This window comes from Faucicola sp. SE7633 (assembly GCF_059264685.1).
Map to the genome: position 1 here is coordinate 117414 of NZ_JCADBW010000004.1, position 16347 is coordinate 133760.

The window sequence follows — 16347 nt, forward strand, 5'->3', positions numbered from 1 at the left end:
ATCTGACCGTGCATTTTGTCATAATGGGCTCAACGGCAGCAGTCACCAGAACCAAACGGCTCAAGTGGCTGGACTCAAGGATTGAGATAGGGACAACATGCCGCCAAGGGAATGATTGTCAGGATGACAACACCAAGATGTGATGGGCAGGATGCCCAAATAGCTGGTAACCACCGTTCAGCACACAACAAAAACCCATCGATACCGATGGGTTTTTGTTGTCGTGGCTTGTTGGCAAGCGATTAGTGGTGATGACCACCCACCCCGTGCGCGTGACCATGTGCCAATTCTTCTTCACTGGCATCACGGATATCCACCACTTCAACATCAAAATGCAAGTTTTTGCCTGCCAAGGGATGGTTGGCATCAACAATCACCACATCGGGCTGTACATCACGCACTGTCACCAAGATGATATCGCCATCTTCAGTTTCTGATTGAAATTGCATGCCCGGTTCGATGGTGTCCACACCCTCAAAATTGGCGCGTGGCACTTCTTGTACCGCAGCGTCGTCGTATTCGCCATACGCGTCCGCAGGTGCGACTGACGCGGTGAACTTATCGCCAACGTTTTTGCCCAAAAGTTGGTTTTCTAGGCCTGGAATGATATTTTGGTGACCGTGTAAGTAGGTCAAAGGTTGGTCAGAGGTTGATTGATCAATGATGTTACCGTCATCGTCTTTTAGCGTGTAATGAAATTGTACCACGCTGTTATTACCGATTTGTGCCATGAGATTTTTCCTTAAACAGTTAATTAAAAAAGTAAGTTAATTAAAATTTACTATTAAAATCCGCGCATAGCTTGCGTTATTTTAATCCAATTGCTCAAACAAATCCCCAACAAGGCTGGACTGTCGCACTATACGCACCTGTGGGGTCTGATTGGGCATATTTCACCACAAAGCTGTGTAACAATATAGCATAACAGTATAGCGCGATTGTGTTATTCTGGCCGAGCAAACCCTAGCCAGTACAAACGGCACAACCAATCACAACCAACCGCGATGCAGCAGCACGCGCTTGATTTGGGCGTAGATGACAGGCGCGGCAACCAGCCCTGCAATGCCAAATGTCGCCTCAAACAACAGCATCATCACCAACAACTCCCACGCGGCGGCATGGATGCGTTGCCCGATAATTTGCGCGTTTAAAAAGTACTCAAGCTTGTGAATGCTGACCAGCCAAGCCAGCGACGCGAGGCTAACCCCCAAGCCGTGCGTTAGGCTAAGCAGCACGATGATGATGTTGGATACCAAATTGCCGACCACAGGAATCAGCCCACAGGCAAAGGTAATTAGCACCACCGTCCATGCCAGCGGCAATGGATGCCCAACCATTGGCAAAATACCCAGCAAATAAATGGCCGTCAGTAGCGTGTTAATGATCGAGATTTTGACCTGTGCAAAAAACACTTCGCCAAACACACGGGTAAGCTCATCAAACTGTTCACGCACGTAACGGGCAACGGGCGACAATGGCGCGCGTGGGCGCGGTGGGATTTGTACCGCCATCATCGAGCCAATCACCGTACCAATCAGCACATAGCCAAAACCGCGCAAGGTGTGTATCCCGGCAATTTGCAGTTGTGGCGCGTAAGTTTTGACCATGGCCAGCAGCTGTGTTTGCAGCATATTGACTGAGCTTGGCACATGGCGCGCAACGTCATTGGGCAACATGCGGTGCAACTGGTCAAGCACCAAGGTGATTTGCTCAACCAATTTGCCAAACACATCGATGCTCATTTTTTCTGCCACCCAATCACTCGTTAGCACAACCAGTAGCGATGTAATTAGTAGCCAACTGACCAACGCCAGCCATTCGGCAAGCTGACTGGTTTGAAATCCAAACCAATTAGGGCGCAGATACGCCATTTGTTTGCGTAGCCAGTTGGCGATGCTGCGCGTCAAAGCGTACGCAATCAGCGCAGAAAACATCACCAACGTCAAATGCAGCAGCAACACAGGCAACCACATGACCACCACCCCACCGATGGCAAGCAAAAAGGTTTTGACAGTGGGCAGGCGCGCGTTGGCAGGCACGGCAAGCGGTTGTGGGTGGGTGGTGGTGTGATTGGTGGTTGGTGTGGGCTTGGACATGCGGATTAAAAAGCAAAAAAACAGGTGTTGCGTGTGGATTTGGTTGTCATCAACATTGTACGGTAAGCCATTGGTACAATGCCACGCCAAATTGGTGGAATTTTGTCACGCAATCTTGTCAGGTTTTTACTTGCCGCCAAGCTGTGAGTTTGGCTTGCGCCGCTGGCTAACACCTTACCAAATCACTGAGCAAAATCGCCAAATGGGGCAAAATCGGCTACAATAGCGGTTTTTTATTGCTGCGTTTTAAACAACTTATTTTTTGTCACAACCGAGTAGCCACCCATGAGTTTAGCCAGCGAAGTCGCCAAACGGCGCACGTTTGCCATCATCAGCCACCCCGATGCGGGTAAGACCACCATGACCGAAAAGCTGTTGCTGTGGGGGCGCGCGATTCAGACCGCAGGTGAGGTCAAAAGCCGCAAAACCGACAAGCACGCCACATCCGACTGGATGAGCATGGAGCAAGAGCGCGGTATTTCTATCACCACCTCAGTGATGCAGTTTCCGTACGCAAAGCACATGATTAACCTGCTTGACACCCCAGGGCACGCGGATTTTAGTGAGGATACCTACCGCACCTTGACGGCCGTTGATAGTGCGTTGATGGTCATTGACGGTGCAAAGGGTGTGGAGGAGCGCACCATCAAGCTAATGGAAGTCTGCCGTATGCGCGACACGCCGATTATCTCATTTGTCAATAAACTAGACCGTGAAATCCGTGACCCGTTGGCACTGCTTGATGAAATCGAGGACGTGCTGAAAATTCGCTGTGTACCGCTAACGTGGCCGATTGGCATGGGGCAGGACTTTGTCGGTGTGTATCATTTGGGCGAGAACAAAACCTATATTTACCAAAAAGGCTTTGGCACACAGCTGATTGAGATTGAGCAACGCGACGGCTATGACTACCCCGACATTCGCCAAAAAATTGGTGATATCGCGTTTCGTGAGTTTGAAGAGAGCCTTGAGCTTGCCCAAATGGCGCATGAGGACTGGGACAGCGCGGCATTTTTGCGCGGTGAGCAAACGCCCGTGTTATTTGGCACAGCGTTGGGCAATTTTGGCGTGAATATGGTGCTTGATACCTTGGTTGCGCACGCGCCTGCGCCCAAAGACCATGCCACCACCCAGCGCATGGTCCAGGCCGATGAAGCAAAATTCTCAGGCTTTGTGTTCAAAATCCAAGCCAATATGGATCCCAAACACCGCGACCGTATCGCCTTTATGCGCGTGTGCTCAGGCAAATATGAAAAAGGCATGAAAATGAACCACGTGCGCATTGGCAAAGAGGTGCGTATCGCCGATGCTTTGACGTTTTTGGCAGGCGACCGTGAGGCACTAGAAGAAGCCTATGCAGGCGATATCATCGGGCTACACAACCACGGCACGATTCAAATTGGCGATAGCTTCACCGAAGGCGAGGTATTAAACTTCACTGGCATTCCGCACTTTGCGCCCGAGCTGTTTCGCCGCGTGATTTTAAAAGACCCACTTAAATCCAAACAGCTACAAAAAGGCCTACAACAGCTGTCAGAAGAAGGCGCGACGCAAGTGTTTATGCCGCAAATCAACAACGATTTGATTTTGGGCGCGGTGGGGGTGCTACAATTTGAAGTCGTTGCCCATCGCCTTGCCGAGGAATACAAAGTGCAATGCACGTTTGAGCCCGTCTCCATCGCCACTGTGCGCTGGGTACACTGTGATGACGCCAACGAGTTTAACAAGTTTAAGAAAAAAGCCCACGACCAGCTATCTGTCGATGGCGGCGGCTACTTGACCTACCTTGCGCCAAGCCGCGTCAATCTGCAACTCATGCAAGAGCGTTATCCCGATATCACCTTTTCGGCAACGCGCGAGCATTGATAGCGCGGCATACAAAAACGGCTTTGGCAGTTTGACCAAAGCCGTTTTTTATGGCGAAAACATTTTTTACTAAGCGATTCACTGAGCCGTTTTAAATCTGGATGCCGTACTGCGCGCACATCGCTGCCAAGCCGCCTGCATAGCCTTGACCGACCGCGCGGAATTTCCACTCACCATTGTGGCGGTACACCTCACCAAAGACCATCGCGGTTTCGACTGAATAATCTTCTGCCAAGTCAAAGCGCACCACCTCTGCACCTGTGTCTTCATTGACCACGCGGATAAAGGCGTTTTGCACCTGGCCAAAGTTTTGGTTGCGTGCTTGTGCGTCATGAATGGTCACGGTGATGACGATTTTATCGACATCGGCAGGCACTTGGGTGAGGTTTACCTTGATAACCTCATCGTCGCCATCGCCCACACCGCTGCGGTTGTCGCCTGTGTGTTCGACCGCGCCTTCAGGTGAGCGCAACTGGTTATAAAAAATAAAATCGTGGTCACCGCGCACCTTGCCGTTTGCGCCCAGCAAAAACGCGCTGGCATCAAGGTCAAATTCTGCGCCTGAAGTCACGCGCTCATCCCAGCCTAGACCAATCAGCAAACGGCTCAAGGATGGGTCAGTTTTTGATAGTGATAAGTTGCCGCCTTTATTCAATGAAATTGCCATGTTTCAATCCTTATTGAAGTTTGATACGATAAATGGATACCGTTTTTGAAATTTGCCCTAAAAACAGCCCGTGGCTAGGCTGTATAAATTCACTTTAGCACAGTCTTTGCGATATGAAAGCAGGTTTTTGTAACTTGTTATTTTTACGCTTTATTTGCGCCCCCGTGTCCAGCTAAAGTTCCAGCCAAATTGTCTGTCCATGGATTTATGCCCGTCAAAATACTGATTGACGCGCTCGACTTGGATGCTGCCGTTTTGGTTAATCAGCCGCGCAATCGCACACATGCCAAGGTGACTGCTGCCTTCGGTCAAGGGGGTTTCAATCAGCGGTTGGTCGGGAATGTGCAAGGTCGCCACGCCATCGGTCTGCGCCCAGTTGGGCACGCCTTCGTAGATAAAGGCATAAATCAGCACCTCGCGGATATGTTGCCAGTAGCGGCCATTGATATCCAGCCATTCACCGCTGGCAGATGCGCCTGTGCGGTCATCGGCGCGCAAACGCACAAATGGCGCAGCATTGAGGTCGCCAAACGTGCCGCCCAAGGCTTGAATGACGTACTTGTCACCGTGTTGCAGGGCGACAAACGCGCCCAAATCCAAATCAATGCCGCCCGACGCTTTGCCAAACAGTTGGCTAAGCGTGCCGCGGCTGGGCGTGGTTGCGCGTTGATTCCAATTGAGGTTGATGGCAATGTCGCCAAAATTGTCGCGCTTGCTTAGATTGATGCTAGATTGCTGCTTGGTCAAAGTCACTTTGCTAAGATTGAGCGTGCTTTTGGGCGTAGGCGGTGGGGTTTTGGTGGGTGTAGGCGTGGGTGGTGGCGCGTCATCGGCGATTTGTACGCCGTAATATTCTGACAAAGGCTTAAGTCCACCATCAAAACCTTGCGCGACAAAACGCAGCTTCCACGCGCCTTGCCGACGGTACAACTCTGCCAAAATCAGTGCTTTTTCGTTGCGCCCTGCGGTGGTGACGCGGCATTGTGCCAGTGCTGTGCTGCCCTCAAACACGGTCAGCTCAATATCGCCCAATGCCGACAACGCGCGATCACTGGAGAATGCCAACGCGATTTTGTCAATCGCGGGTGGCTGCTGGGGCAAATCCACGTCAAACGCGCAATCGGTTTCATGCCCTGTGTAGCGCACGCGCCCATCATCGCTTTGGGTTTGCCCATAAAAAACCATGTCGCCATCGCCACGCACCTTGCCATCTGCCGCTAGCCGATACGCTGCGCAATCAATCGGCAATTGGCTAACCACCCGTAGGCGTAAATTGGTTGTTGGCACAGCGGTGTTTGCACCTGCCACCAAAACTTGACTCATAGCATATTCCTTTTATCATTCGTTGCCGTAAACCTGCGACTTCAGGCGGTGGATATAAGGCAATTGTTAAATGCGATAAGTTTTGCTATACTCATCTTACTATATTCAATGTCTTACATTCCACAATTAAGTTAAGACTAAATTGCGAGTACGCAGTAACTTAACTGGTAAGACGTTTCCAAACACACACTTAAGCTAATTCGTGTCTATGACAATCCTAACGGTAGGATTAGCTTAAAATAAGAATCTAAGATGTACGGTGTGTCGTACGGGCGGTTGCTATTGTCTTAGGTTTGCGGTGGGGCTTCACCGTCTTGCAGAAGGAATCCCCGAACGATAGGGAGGGGAGGAAGTCAATGTTACAGAGGTTTTAGCAATTTTGTTGCGATTTGTCTATGGTGAATTGGTAGCGTGCGCTGATATCACTGCGGCAGCTGTGTTAGCGTCGTGTTTGCGCTGTCAATGTTTGGTCTAACGCCACCAATGTATCAACCGCTTGCTGGGTGCTTAAAAATACCTGCCCCGACAAATTTTGTATCACAGGCGTGTGGGCAATCACGTCCATGACAGGCCCTTTGACCTCAGAAAAATTCAACGAAATATCACGCGCAAGCAAGGTTTGACCCAGCTCAACCAACATCTCTTGCGCGGTCAAATCAATGTGATTGACCGCTGACAACATCAGCACAACATGCCGACAAGCAGGGTGCGCACGCGCCATCGCGGTGATAAACTGGCGCACCGACTCGGCATTGCCATAAAACAGGCTTTCATCAACGCGAATCACCAACACATCGGCATGTTGGGCGACGTGATGACGCGCAATGTTGCGAAAATGCCCCGTATCACCGACTTGCCCGACCACCGCCATGTGCGGATGACTAGATTGCCAAATCAGCCCAGCAAACGACACCATAATGCCGACCACCAAGCCGATATTGAGCCCAAACAACAACACCCCAACCAACGCCACCGCAAACGCCAACGCGTCCAAACGGTCACGCGCGCGCGCTTGCCAAAACGTTGCCAAATCCACCATGCTGATAATCGACACCATAATCGTCGCGCCAAGCACGGCATACGGCAGCGGCGCAAGATAAGGTGCAAGCCACACCAACGCCAGCACCATCACCCCCACCGACAGCACGCTGGCAAGCGGTGACTGCGCCCCAGCATCGACATTCACCGCCGTGCGCGAAAACCCCCCAACCACCGTAAAGCTTTGCGTCACACCCCCTGCAATATTGGCCAGTCCCAGCCCCAACAGCTCACGGTTAGCGTCATACCGCTCATGACGCACGCGCGCAAAATTGCCTGCCACCGCGTCACTGGATACAAAACCAATCAACGCCATCAATGCCGCAGCAGGCAACAGCGCAATCAACTGCCCAAGCGGCAGCCCCGTCAGCGGTAGCACCACATGCGGCAAGCCTTGCGGAATATGCGCCACCGTTGCCACCCCATGCGCCGCAAAATGCCCGAGCGCACTGGCCACAATCGCCAGCACCATCACCCCCAGCGGCAGCACGCGCGTCACAACCGCCAGCGTTTTATCCGCCACTTGTCCGCCCAACCACCGCGCCAAATAATAGCGATTGACAAATAGCACACCAAACGTCACCGCTCCAACCAACAGCGTCGGCAAGTGCAACGCACCAAGGTGGGCAAAAAAACTCTCACCCATCGCAAGCAGTGTGTTGCCCGTGGTGTGAATACCCGTGACAAACTTAATTTGTCCCAAAAAAATCAACAACGCTGCACCACTGATGAACCCTGCCGTCACCCCACGACTGATAAACTGGGTAATCCAACCCAGCCGAAACACATGCGCAAGCGTCAATAGCCCACCCGTCAGCAGCGCAAGCCAACTGGCCAACCGCGCGTACTCAGCAGGCGGCAGGTGGGCGTACGGCTGCAACGCCTGCGCCGTCATAATCGCCGTAATCGCCACAGGGCCGACCGCATTGACCGCACTTGCCCCCACCCACGCATACACCAGCACAGGCACTACCGCGCTATACAGCCCGTACACAGGCGGCAGCCCAGCCAGCATGGCATAGCCCAAGCTTTGCGGAATCACCACCACACCGACCACCAGCCCTGCCAACACGTCTTGCGCCAACATCGGTTTGCGGTAGTCACGCACCCACGCAGGCACACCCAGCGCGCCAAACCGCGTGTTTTTTGATGGCCGAAAAAATCCGCCGTGCATCTAGACCCTCGCCAATCGCTGGTTACCTTACCACCCAAATAACCCACGAAAATTGTTTACAAAATTCGACTGGTAAAAATTTACCTCTATCTTAAAATTTAGCCCTATTTATAGCAACATTGATAAGCCGATGGCGCTTGTTAAACAACCATATGACAGTTATCCCAAGAATTTTAAACAAAAAGGAAGCCGCCATGAGCCAAACATCACAACATTTTGACGCGGTCAGTGCCATCATGCAAGACGTTAAATTTGCTATGCTGACCACCGTCACCGCCGAAGGGCACTTGCACGCTTGCCCGATGACCACCAACCACGTTGATTTGCCCGCGCGTGAGATTTGGTTTATTGGCGACAAAACCACCGAAACCGTCAAAGACATCCAACACAACGCACAGGTGAACCTCAGCTATACCAGCACAGACCACAAAAACTACCTATCCATCAACGGCCGCGCCGAATTGGTTGATGACGCGGACAAGCTTGACGAATTGTGGTCACCGATGTACAGCGCGTTTTTTGAACATGGTAAAGAGGATGTCAAGATTCAGCTGATTAAAGTCGTGCCCAACGGCGCAGAGTACTGGCTAAGCGGCAACAATGTGGTGAATTTTTTCAAAATGACCGCCGCGGCGGTGACAGGCGGTAAAATCGCTGACAGCTTAGGCGAAAACAGCGCGTTTAGTTTTTAACCGACGCTATCAAAGAACGCTAACCCCACCCATGTGGCAACCGCTGGCCAATCGCTGGCGGTTGTCTGACAAAACTGCCACCCCATCAAACCGCTTGCCCTGCCACAAAACCCGATGACCATGCCCATTGAAAATTGTAACCGCCCAGCCAACCTGTCACATCCAGCACTTCACCGATAAAATACAAATTTGGCTGCAGTTGGCTTTGCAGGGTTTTAGACGCGATATGGTCAGTTGCCACACCGCCGCGTGTGACCTCTGCCGTGCGGTAGCCTTCTGTCCCCGATGGCAAAACCTGCCAGTCATTGAGCGTATCACCCAGTGCGCTCAAGCGTTGGTCTTTGATATCACCCAAACGCGTGTTGGCGATGTCCGCCCACAGCAAGGCCTGCAAGGTTGCCAGCAGTTTTTTGGGCAGGGCAGGGCGGATGGCATCGGGCAGGACGTTGCGCAGCAAGGCGGTGGGTTGGCGGTGTTTGCGCGTCAATAGCCAATCGGTGGCATCAAGCTGCGGCAACAAATTAAGCGTAATCGGCTCACCCAGTTGCCAGTAGTTGGACAGCTGCAACATGGCAGGCCCTGACAAACCGCGATGGGTGAACAGCATCGCCAACTCAAACGCCGCGTGGGCATTGCTGGCTGTCACATTGACGCTTGTGCCTGCCAAACTGGCAAATGCTGCGCCCAATTGGTCGGTAAAGGTAAACGGTACTAAGCCTGCCGATGTCGGCACGCTATCATGCCCAAATTGCGCCGCCACTTGATAGCCAAAGCCTGTTGCGCCCATTGTTGGTATCGACAAACCGCCCGTGGCAATCACCAACGACTGGCCATACACGGTTTGCGGTGTTGGGTTGGGTGGGTTGGCAGCGGTTTTGGCGCGTTTATCGGCAACGGGGGCAACGTCTATGGCAAAGCTGTCATCGGTGCTCGCGCGGATGTCGGTTACCGCACGGCGCAGCGCGATGTGTACGCCGCTGGCATGGCATTCATCCAGCAATAGCTGCACAATATCCTTTGCGCTGTTCACACAAAACAGCTGCCCGTGGTCACGCTCATGATACGCCACGCCATGCGCTTCAACCAGCGCGATAAAATCCCATTGGGTGTATTGTGCCAAGGCAGATTTGCAAAAGTGCGGATTTTGGCTCAAATAATTGGTTGCATCAATCGACAGATTGGTGAAATTGCAGCGTCCGCCACCACTCATCAGGATTTTTTTGCCTGCCTTGTTGGCATGATCAAGTACCAACACGCGCCGTCCACGTTGGGCAGCGGTGAAGGCACACATCAGCCCCGACGCGCCTGCGCCGATGATAATCACGTCATAATCTGTCGTCATGGCGGTGGGTCTCCTGTGGGGCAGTGCTGCTGCCTATGCCTGTCTGTACTTACGTTAAGCGGCTAAACGCTAAGCGGCGAAAAAACAACAGCGTCAATGGCTGCATTGACGCTGTCAGAACTGGCATGGCCAACCCAATTGGCCAATCACGGCACACTGCTAGCGCGTGGTTTATTTTTTACGCGTAGGTCCAAGTAGCATACCGATTTGGCGACCCTCTAGCTTTGGTGGCTGCTCCACGTTTGCCACGCCTTCGGTGTCGGTGATGATACGCTCAAGCTGTTGTAGCCCGATTTGTTGGTGCGCCATCTCACGGCCACGGAAGCGAATGGTGACTTTGACCTTGTCTTGGTCTTCCAAAAACTCAACGATTTTGCGTAGCTTGACTTGGTAGTCGGCCTCTTCAGTGCCAGGGCGCAGCTTGATTTCTTTAAGCTGGGTTTGCTTTTGGTTTTTCTTTGCTTCCTTGGCTTTTTGTTTTTGGTCGTACAGATGCTTTTTGTAGTCCATGATTTTGACCACAGGGGGCTTGGCATCAGGGACAATCTCGACCAAATCCAATTCCGCCTCGCGCGCCGCTTGTAGGGCGGTGCGGATATCGACCACGCCCATTTGCTCGCCATCGGCTTTGACCAGTCGCACCTCTTTGGCGCGAATCTCTTCGTTAATCTCTAAACGATTTGAACTCTTAATGACACTTACTCCTGTGTGGGTTGGGTAGGTAGCCGCCCTTTTTGGGCGACGGCTTGTTGTACTAACGCAATAAACGCCTCGACGCTCATCGTGCCAAGGTTTGTGCCCTCACGCGTGCGCACATTGACTTGATTGCTCTCAATTTCTTTATCGCCCAGCACCAGCATGTACGGGATACGCTCAAGGGTACGCTCACGGATTTTAAAGCCGATTTTCTCATTGCGCAAATCGGTGATGACGCGTAAGCCTGCTTGCTTGAGCTGCTCGGCAATCGCTTGGCAGGCCTCGGCTTGTTTGTCGGTGATGTTCATCACCACCACTTGATGCGGTGACAACCATGCTGGCATCCAGCCTGCATAATGCTCAATCAACATGCCGATAAAACGCTCAAACGAGCCCAAAATCGCGCGGTGTAGCATGACAGGCACGTCACGCTCGCCTTGTTCGTTGATATACTCGGCATCTAGGCGTGAGGGTAGGTTAAAATCTAACTGTAGCGTGCCACACTGCCACACGCGCCCCAAGCAGTCTTTGAGGCTAAATTCAATTTTAGGGCCATAAAACGCGCCTTCACCAGGTTGTAGCTCCCAGTCAAGTCCCGCACTGTCCAGTGCGTCGGCAAGGTCTTTTTCTGCCAAATCCCACAGCGCATCGTCTCCCACGCGCTTTTCAGGGCGTGTTGAGAGCTTCATTTGGACATCAGTAAAACCAAAGTCTTCATACACTTTTAAAGTCAAAGCGATAAAATCCGCCGCTTCTTGTTTGATTTGGGCATGGGTACAAAAGATATGCGCATCATCTTGCACAAAGCCGCGCACGCGCATGATGCCATGTAGCGAACCTGACGGCTCGTTGCGATGGCACGAACCAAACTCCGCTAACCGCAGCGGCAAATCGCGGTAGGATTTTAAACCTTGGTTGAACACCTGCACGTGGCAGGGGCAGTTCATCGGCTTGATGGCATAGTCGCGGCTTTCACTGGCCGTGGTGAACATATTGTCGGCGTAATTCGCCCAATGCCCTGATTTTTCCCACAAAACTCTATCAACGATTTGCGGTGTTTTGATTTCTAAATAGCCGTTGTCGCGTTGGACTTGGCGCATGTACTGCTCAAGCACTTGGTAAATCGTCCAGCCTTTGGGATGCCAAAACACCATGCCCGGTGCTTGTTCTTGTAAGTGGAACAAATCCAACGCCTTGCCGATTTTGCGGTGGTCGCGTTTTTCGGCTTCCTCGATGCGCTGAATATAAGCCGCCAATTGTTTTTTGTCCGCCCAAGCCGTGCCATAAATACGCTGTAGCTGCTCGTTTTTGGCATCGCCACGCCAGTATGCACCGCTCATTTTGGTCAGTTTAAATGCCTTTAAAAAGCGTGTGTTTGGCACGTGAGGGCCGCGGCACATGTCGATGTATTCTTGGTGATAATACAGCCCCATGGCTTGTTCATCGGGCATGTCATCAATGAGGCGCAATTTGTAGGTTTCGCCACGGTCTTGAAATACTTTGATGACCTCATCACGGGGGGTCATTTTTTTGATGACATCATAATCTTGGTTGATAAGCTCAACCATGCGCTGCTCAATTGCCGCCATGTCCTCGGGAGTAAACGGACGCTCACTGTAGATGTCATAATAAAAACCGTCCTCAATGACAGGACCGATAACCATTTTGACATCAGGATACAACTGCTTGACCGCATGTCCAAGCAAATGCGCGGTTGAGTGGCGGATAATCTCCACACCCTCAGGGTCTTTGGGCGTGATGATTTGCACATCGGCATCTTCGGTGATTGGGTCGCTGGCATCCATGAGTTTGCCATTCACACGCCCTGCGACGGTGGCCTTGGCAAGCCCTGCGCCAATGCTCTCGGCAACCTGCATGACGGTGGTTGCGCCGTCAAATTGTTTGATATCGCCACTGGGTAAGCGAATTGCGACCATAGCCCTTCCTTATTCGTTGCGCGTCTTGTGGCCCTGCGCCAATGCTCTCGGCAACCTGCATGACGGTGGTTGCGCCGTCAAATTGTTTGATATCGCCACTGGGTAAGCGAATTGCGACCATAGCCCTTCCTTATTCGTTGCGCGTCTTGCATCATCATATCGTGCGCGCTTAAATGGGGTAGTATAGCAGATTTTGATAGGTTTTCACAATTGGGCATGGGCGTTAAGGCGGCAAGTTTTGCGGTATTGGCCGTGAAAAATGCGCTCACAGTGGTACGGTGGCTGGCTAAAATCTGTCACGATGGCATAACAAAAGCGGACTTAATTTTGTTGTGGCATTGTTTATATAATGGTCAATTTATCCCAAGATACGCAAAACATTGTCAAAGGTTTATTATGCCTGTTGATTTATCCCATACGTTAATTGTTGCGGTTTCAGCAACCGCGCTGTTTGATTTGACTGAATCTGAGGCGTTTTTTGAGCAGGCGCGCGCCGCTGACCCGACAACGGCGGCAGAAAAATTTCGCCAATACATGATAGCGCGTGAGCACATGCCGCTCAAAACAGGATCAGGCTATCCGCTGATCCGTGCACTCCTCAACCTCAACCGTTATCAGCCGCAAACCGAAACGCTCGATGCGGTCATACGGCCGCTGGTTGAGGTGGTGATTATGTCAAAAAACAGCCCCGACACGGGCATTCAAGTGCTCAATGCCTTGCGCGCGCACGGACTGCCGATTAGCCGCTCGGCATTCACCTCGGGGATGGGTGTGGCCGACTATGTGGCGGATTTTAATGTCGATTTGTTTTTGACGACCAACCATGCCGATGCACAGCAAGTCACCGATGCAGGCGTGTGCGCGTGTGCGATTTTGGACGCACCGCCCATTGACATGGCGGCGTTGGACACCGACCAGCTGCGCATCGCGTTCGATGGCGACGCGGTGCTGTTTGATGAGGCAGGCGAGCTGTTGTCACGCACCGAAGGGCTGCAGGCGTTTCATGATTTTGAAGACCGCATGAGCGATGTCCCAATGAACAAAGGCCCGTATGCCGATTTTTTGATCAAGCTGTCGCAGTTGCAACGTCGTCTGCCGATGTCATTGGTCATCCCACCGATTCAAATTGCGCTGGTGACCGCGCGTAACGCGCCTGCCGATGTACGCGCCATCAAGACTTTGCGCGAGTGGGGCGTGAATGTGGATTTGGCGTTTTTTTTGGGTGGGTTAGAAAAAACCGCGGTGCTCAAAACCTTTGCGCCGCATATTTTCTTTGATGATTCGATTCACAATTACGACGCTGCCAAAACTGTCGTGCCATCGGGGCTTGTGCCATATCGCAGTGAGTCGCAGCTGTTTGCCGCCATCAATCACGACGACGACCGCGCCTTTGCTCCGCCGCATATTACCCTGCCTGTGCGCAAGCCCAAGGCGCACAAGTCCAGCGCGGCTAAGCCGACTGTTAAATAATCAGCGGTTAAAACCGCGCTAAGCTATAGCTTGGCCGATGATAAAACCAGCTAGCAAATCGTTAATTAGCGATGTGGTGACTTAAATTTTTAAGAATCTAATTTTAAGGGTTTTAATGGATAACAACACATCGAGCGTAACAGCTTGGCAAAATAGAACCAAAACCATGCAACAGCTAGTGCAAGAGCTGCAAAGTTTTGCTGACCAAAACTTAACAGTTGTTGTGACCGACGATGCGGGCGCGACGTTTAAAACGGTCAAACTTGTCAGCAAAGGCTTTGTCAGCGATGCTCAAGACCCAAACGCGGCTGAAACCGTGTATGGCGCGTTACACATTTAGCCAGACTAAAAAAATCCGCCTAAGCCGCCGATTTTGCTATAATAACGGTTTTTTTAAGTCGTCAGCGTGTTGAATATCACCCCATCCAACGCGCCGACTGAGCCGACAAAATCCACGGAGACGCGCCCATGCCAACCCGCCAACCATCCCCCAGCACGCGCCATGATGCGCCCGATGACGCGGTAAATTTTGCCCATTATCCCATCAAAACCATCGGGATTTTGGGCGGTGGGCAGCTTGGGCTGATGCTGGCGCAAGCTGCGTTGCCGCTTGGGCTGCGCTGCGTGTTCTTGGAAGACGCGCCATTTGCGCCTGCGCGTCTGCTTGGTCAAGTGTACCGCACTGAGCAATTTGAGGAATTTGCCCGTGCGGCAGATGTCTATACGCTGGAGTTTGAAAATACGCCCGTCTCCTCAGCGCAGCTGTTGGCGCAAACCTCGGCCCTGTACCCACCGCCCGACGCGCTGGCGGTGGCACAAGACCGCCTCAAAGAAAAAGCCTTATTTAATCAATTGGATATCCCAACCGTACCTTATCAAGCTGTCAATAACAAAGCCGAATTGCAAGCTGCGTGTGAGGGGTTGGGCGTGCCGTTGGTACTTAAAACCAGTCACGGCGGCTATGACGGCAAGGGACAATTTGTTATCCAGACGCTTGCTGATATCGACACGGCATGGGATGAGCTTGGCAACGCGGTAAACGACGCGCCGCTGATTGCTGAGGGCTTTATCCACTTTATGCGTGAGGTGTCTATCATTGCCGCGCGCGACCCACACGGCAACGTGGTGTATTATCCCTTGGTGGAAAATCACCACCACCAAGGCATGTTGGCAAAAACCATAGCACCTGCGCCCGATAGCGACACACTAACTGCCGACGCACAAGCCGCTATCAAAAAATTGCTTGAACACCTTGACTATGTTGGCGTGTTGGCGTTGGAATTGTTTGTTACCCAAGACGGGCTGCTTGCCAATGAAATCGCGCCACGGGTGCACAATTCGGGGCATTGGTCGATTGAAGGCGCGGTCACCAGTCAGTTTGAAAACCATATCCGCGCGGTGGCAGGCCTACCGCTGGGCGATACGCGCACCGTCGCGCCGTCTGTCATGCTCAATATCATTGGTGAATACCCTGATTTGGCAGCGGTGACGGCAGTGGCAGGCGCGCATGTGCATTTGTATGATAAAGAAGAACGCGATGAGCGTAAAATCGGGCATATCACCGTCATGCCTGCCAACCCAAGCGAATTGGACGCACGGGTGGCGGACGTGGTGGCGTGTCTGCCCAATACCATGGGGTTGTGATTTGGGCGCATAGGACGCCAGTCGGGTGAGCGATGGCAGCATGCAACCGTTTAACCACTCATACGTCTCACACATCACCGAACGGTTTTTGCGATTGAAAGTTAAATTCGTCCAACCGCCTCCATCCTACGAATAGCCCTCAGCGGTTTGCTTGGTGTCTTATGGGGCTTTAAATAAATGGCGCATTTTGTAAACTCGGGGCTGGCAAAATATAATGTCAATTTGCCGCCCTCGTAATATTCGGTTTTTTCAACCTTGCTAAGTGGATAGCCAAATGCCGTCGCGCCTTTAAGCTGATAAGTAGTGATGGCTTTGCGCGTATCCTCATACCCTGTTTTTACTGTCTTTTTGCGGACAATCGAGCTTTTATCATTCGTTGCCGTAAAACCACCGCCTTTAGGA

The 16347-nt window shown here is 52.1% G+C and carries 16 protein-coding genes; 6 read left to right on the forward strand and 10 right to left on the reverse strand.

All coding sequences use genetic code 11. The features are described from left to right. Positions 1–242: 242 nt before the first annotated feature. Both AC5L4R_RS02920 and AC5L4R_RS02925 read right to left on the reverse strand, forming a co-directional pair. A complete protein-coding gene (locus AC5L4R_RS02920) occupies positions 243–731 on the reverse strand; it encodes an FKBP-type peptidyl-prolyl cis-trans isomerase (protein ID WP_494472494.1) in 489 nt (162 codons plus the stop codon). A gap of 258 nt (positions 732–989) precedes the next feature. Continuing rightward, entirely contained in the window at positions 990–2096 is a 1107-nt protein-coding gene (locus AC5L4R_RS02925) for an AI-2E family transporter (RefSeq protein WP_494472495.1), read from the reverse strand. A 43-nt stretch (positions 2097–2139) separates the two neighbouring features. Here AC5L4R_RS02925 and AC5L4R_RS02930 point away from each other — a divergent pair, with 43 nt between their 5' ends. Continuing rightward, entirely contained in the window at positions 2140–2322 is a 183-nt protein-coding gene (locus tag AC5L4R_RS02930; RefSeq protein WP_494472496.1) for a hypothetical protein, read from the forward strand. A gap of 59 nt (positions 2323–2381) precedes the next feature. Further along, complete coding sequence (locus tag AC5L4R_RS02935; RefSeq protein WP_494472497.1) at positions 2382–3962, forward strand: peptide chain release factor 3; 1581 nt, start codon at positions 2382–2384, stop codon at positions 3960–3962. Between the two features lie 91 nt (positions 3963–4053). Here AC5L4R_RS02935 and AC5L4R_RS02940 read toward each other — a convergent pair whose 3' ends face one another. From AC5L4R_RS02940 to AC5L4R_RS02950, 3 genes are all read right to left on the reverse strand, one after another. Next, positions 4054–4629, reverse strand: a complete 576-nt coding sequence (locus AC5L4R_RS02940; RefSeq protein ID WP_494472498.1) for a TerD family protein — start codon at positions 4627–4629, stop codon at positions 4054–4056. A gap of 150 nt (positions 4630–4779) precedes the next feature. Next, positions 4780–5952 carry a TerD family protein gene (locus tag AC5L4R_RS02945; RefSeq protein ID WP_494472499.1) on the reverse strand — a complete coding sequence of 391 codons (1173 nt, stop codon included), beginning with the start codon at positions 5950–5952 and terminating at the stop codon, positions 4780–4782. A gap of 439 nt (positions 5953–6391) precedes the next feature. Then, positions 6392–8164, reverse strand: a complete 1773-nt coding sequence (locus AC5L4R_RS02950; RefSeq protein ID WP_494472500.1) for a SulP family inorganic anion transporter — start codon at positions 8162–8164, stop codon at positions 6392–6394. A gap of 194 nt (positions 8165–8358) precedes the next feature. Between AC5L4R_RS02950 and AC5L4R_RS02955 the strand changes: the two genes are divergently transcribed. After that, positions 8359–8856 carry a pyridoxamine 5'-phosphate oxidase family protein gene (locus tag AC5L4R_RS02955; protein WP_494472501.1) on the forward strand — a complete coding sequence of 166 codons (498 nt, stop codon included), beginning with the start codon at positions 8359–8361 and terminating at the stop codon, positions 8854–8856. An 85-nt stretch (positions 8857–8941) separates the two neighbouring features. On the opposite strand, the gene AC5L4R_RS02960 is transcribed toward AC5L4R_RS02955, so the two are convergent. The 4 genes from AC5L4R_RS02960 to AC5L4R_RS02975 all read right to left on the reverse strand — a co-directional run bounded on the left by AC5L4R_RS02960 (position 8942) and on the right by AC5L4R_RS02975 (position 12952). Next, on the reverse strand, positions 8942–10198 hold the full coding sequence (locus AC5L4R_RS02960) for a BaiN/RdsA family NAD(P)/FAD-dependent oxidoreductase (RefSeq protein WP_494472502.1): 1257 nt from the start codon (positions 10196–10198) through the stop codon (positions 8942–8944). Between the two features lie 171 nt (positions 10199–10369). Further along, positions 10370–10867 carry a translation initiation factor IF-3 gene (gene infC, locus AC5L4R_RS02965; RefSeq protein ID WP_494472546.1) on the reverse strand — a complete coding sequence of 166 codons (498 nt, stop codon included), beginning with the start codon at positions 10865–10867 and terminating at the stop codon, positions 10370–10372. Positions 10868–10896: 29 nt separating this feature from the next. Beyond that, the gene (gene thrS, locus AC5L4R_RS02970; protein WP_494472503.1) at positions 10897–12831 is read right to left on the reverse strand and encodes a threonine--tRNA ligase; all 1935 of its coding nucleotides are present in this window, start codon (positions 12829–12831) and stop codon (positions 10897–10899) included. Continuing rightward, positions 12788–12952 (reverse strand): hypothetical protein, encoded by a 165-nt coding sequence (locus tag AC5L4R_RS02975; protein ID WP_494478026.1) that lies wholly within the window; start codon positions 12950–12952, stop codon positions 12788–12790. The genes thrS and AC5L4R_RS02975 overlap by 44 nt, the downstream gene beginning before the upstream one ends. Before the next feature lie 275 nt (positions 12953–13227). Here AC5L4R_RS02975 and AC5L4R_RS02980 point away from each other — a divergent pair, with 275 nt between their 5' ends. The 3 genes from AC5L4R_RS02980 (at position 13228) to AC5L4R_RS02990 (ending at position 15945) form a co-directional block, all read left to right on the forward strand. Further along, the gene (locus tag AC5L4R_RS02980) at positions 13228–14301 is read left to right on the forward strand and encodes a 5'-nucleotidase (protein WP_494472504.1); all 1074 of its coding nucleotides are present in this window, start codon (positions 13228–13230) and stop codon (positions 14299–14301) included. Positions 14302–14467: 166 nt separating this feature from the next. Further along, the gene (locus AC5L4R_RS02985) at positions 14468–14641 is read left to right on the forward strand and encodes a hypothetical protein (RefSeq protein WP_494472505.1); all 174 of its coding nucleotides are present in this window, start codon (positions 14468–14470) and stop codon (positions 14639–14641) included. Positions 14642–14769: 128 nt separating this feature from the next. Further along, the gene (locus tag AC5L4R_RS02990) at positions 14770–15945 is read left to right on the forward strand and encodes a 5-(carboxyamino)imidazole ribonucleotide synthase (RefSeq protein WP_494472506.1); all 1176 of its coding nucleotides are present in this window, start codon (positions 14770–14772) and stop codon (positions 15943–15945) included. Positions 15946–16046: 101 nt separating this feature from the next. On the opposite strand, the gene AC5L4R_RS02995 is transcribed toward AC5L4R_RS02990, so the two are convergent. Continuing rightward, a partial coding sequence (locus tag AC5L4R_RS02995; RefSeq protein WP_494478027.1) for a hypothetical protein occupies positions 16047–16347 on the reverse strand: 301 nt, incomplete at its 5' end.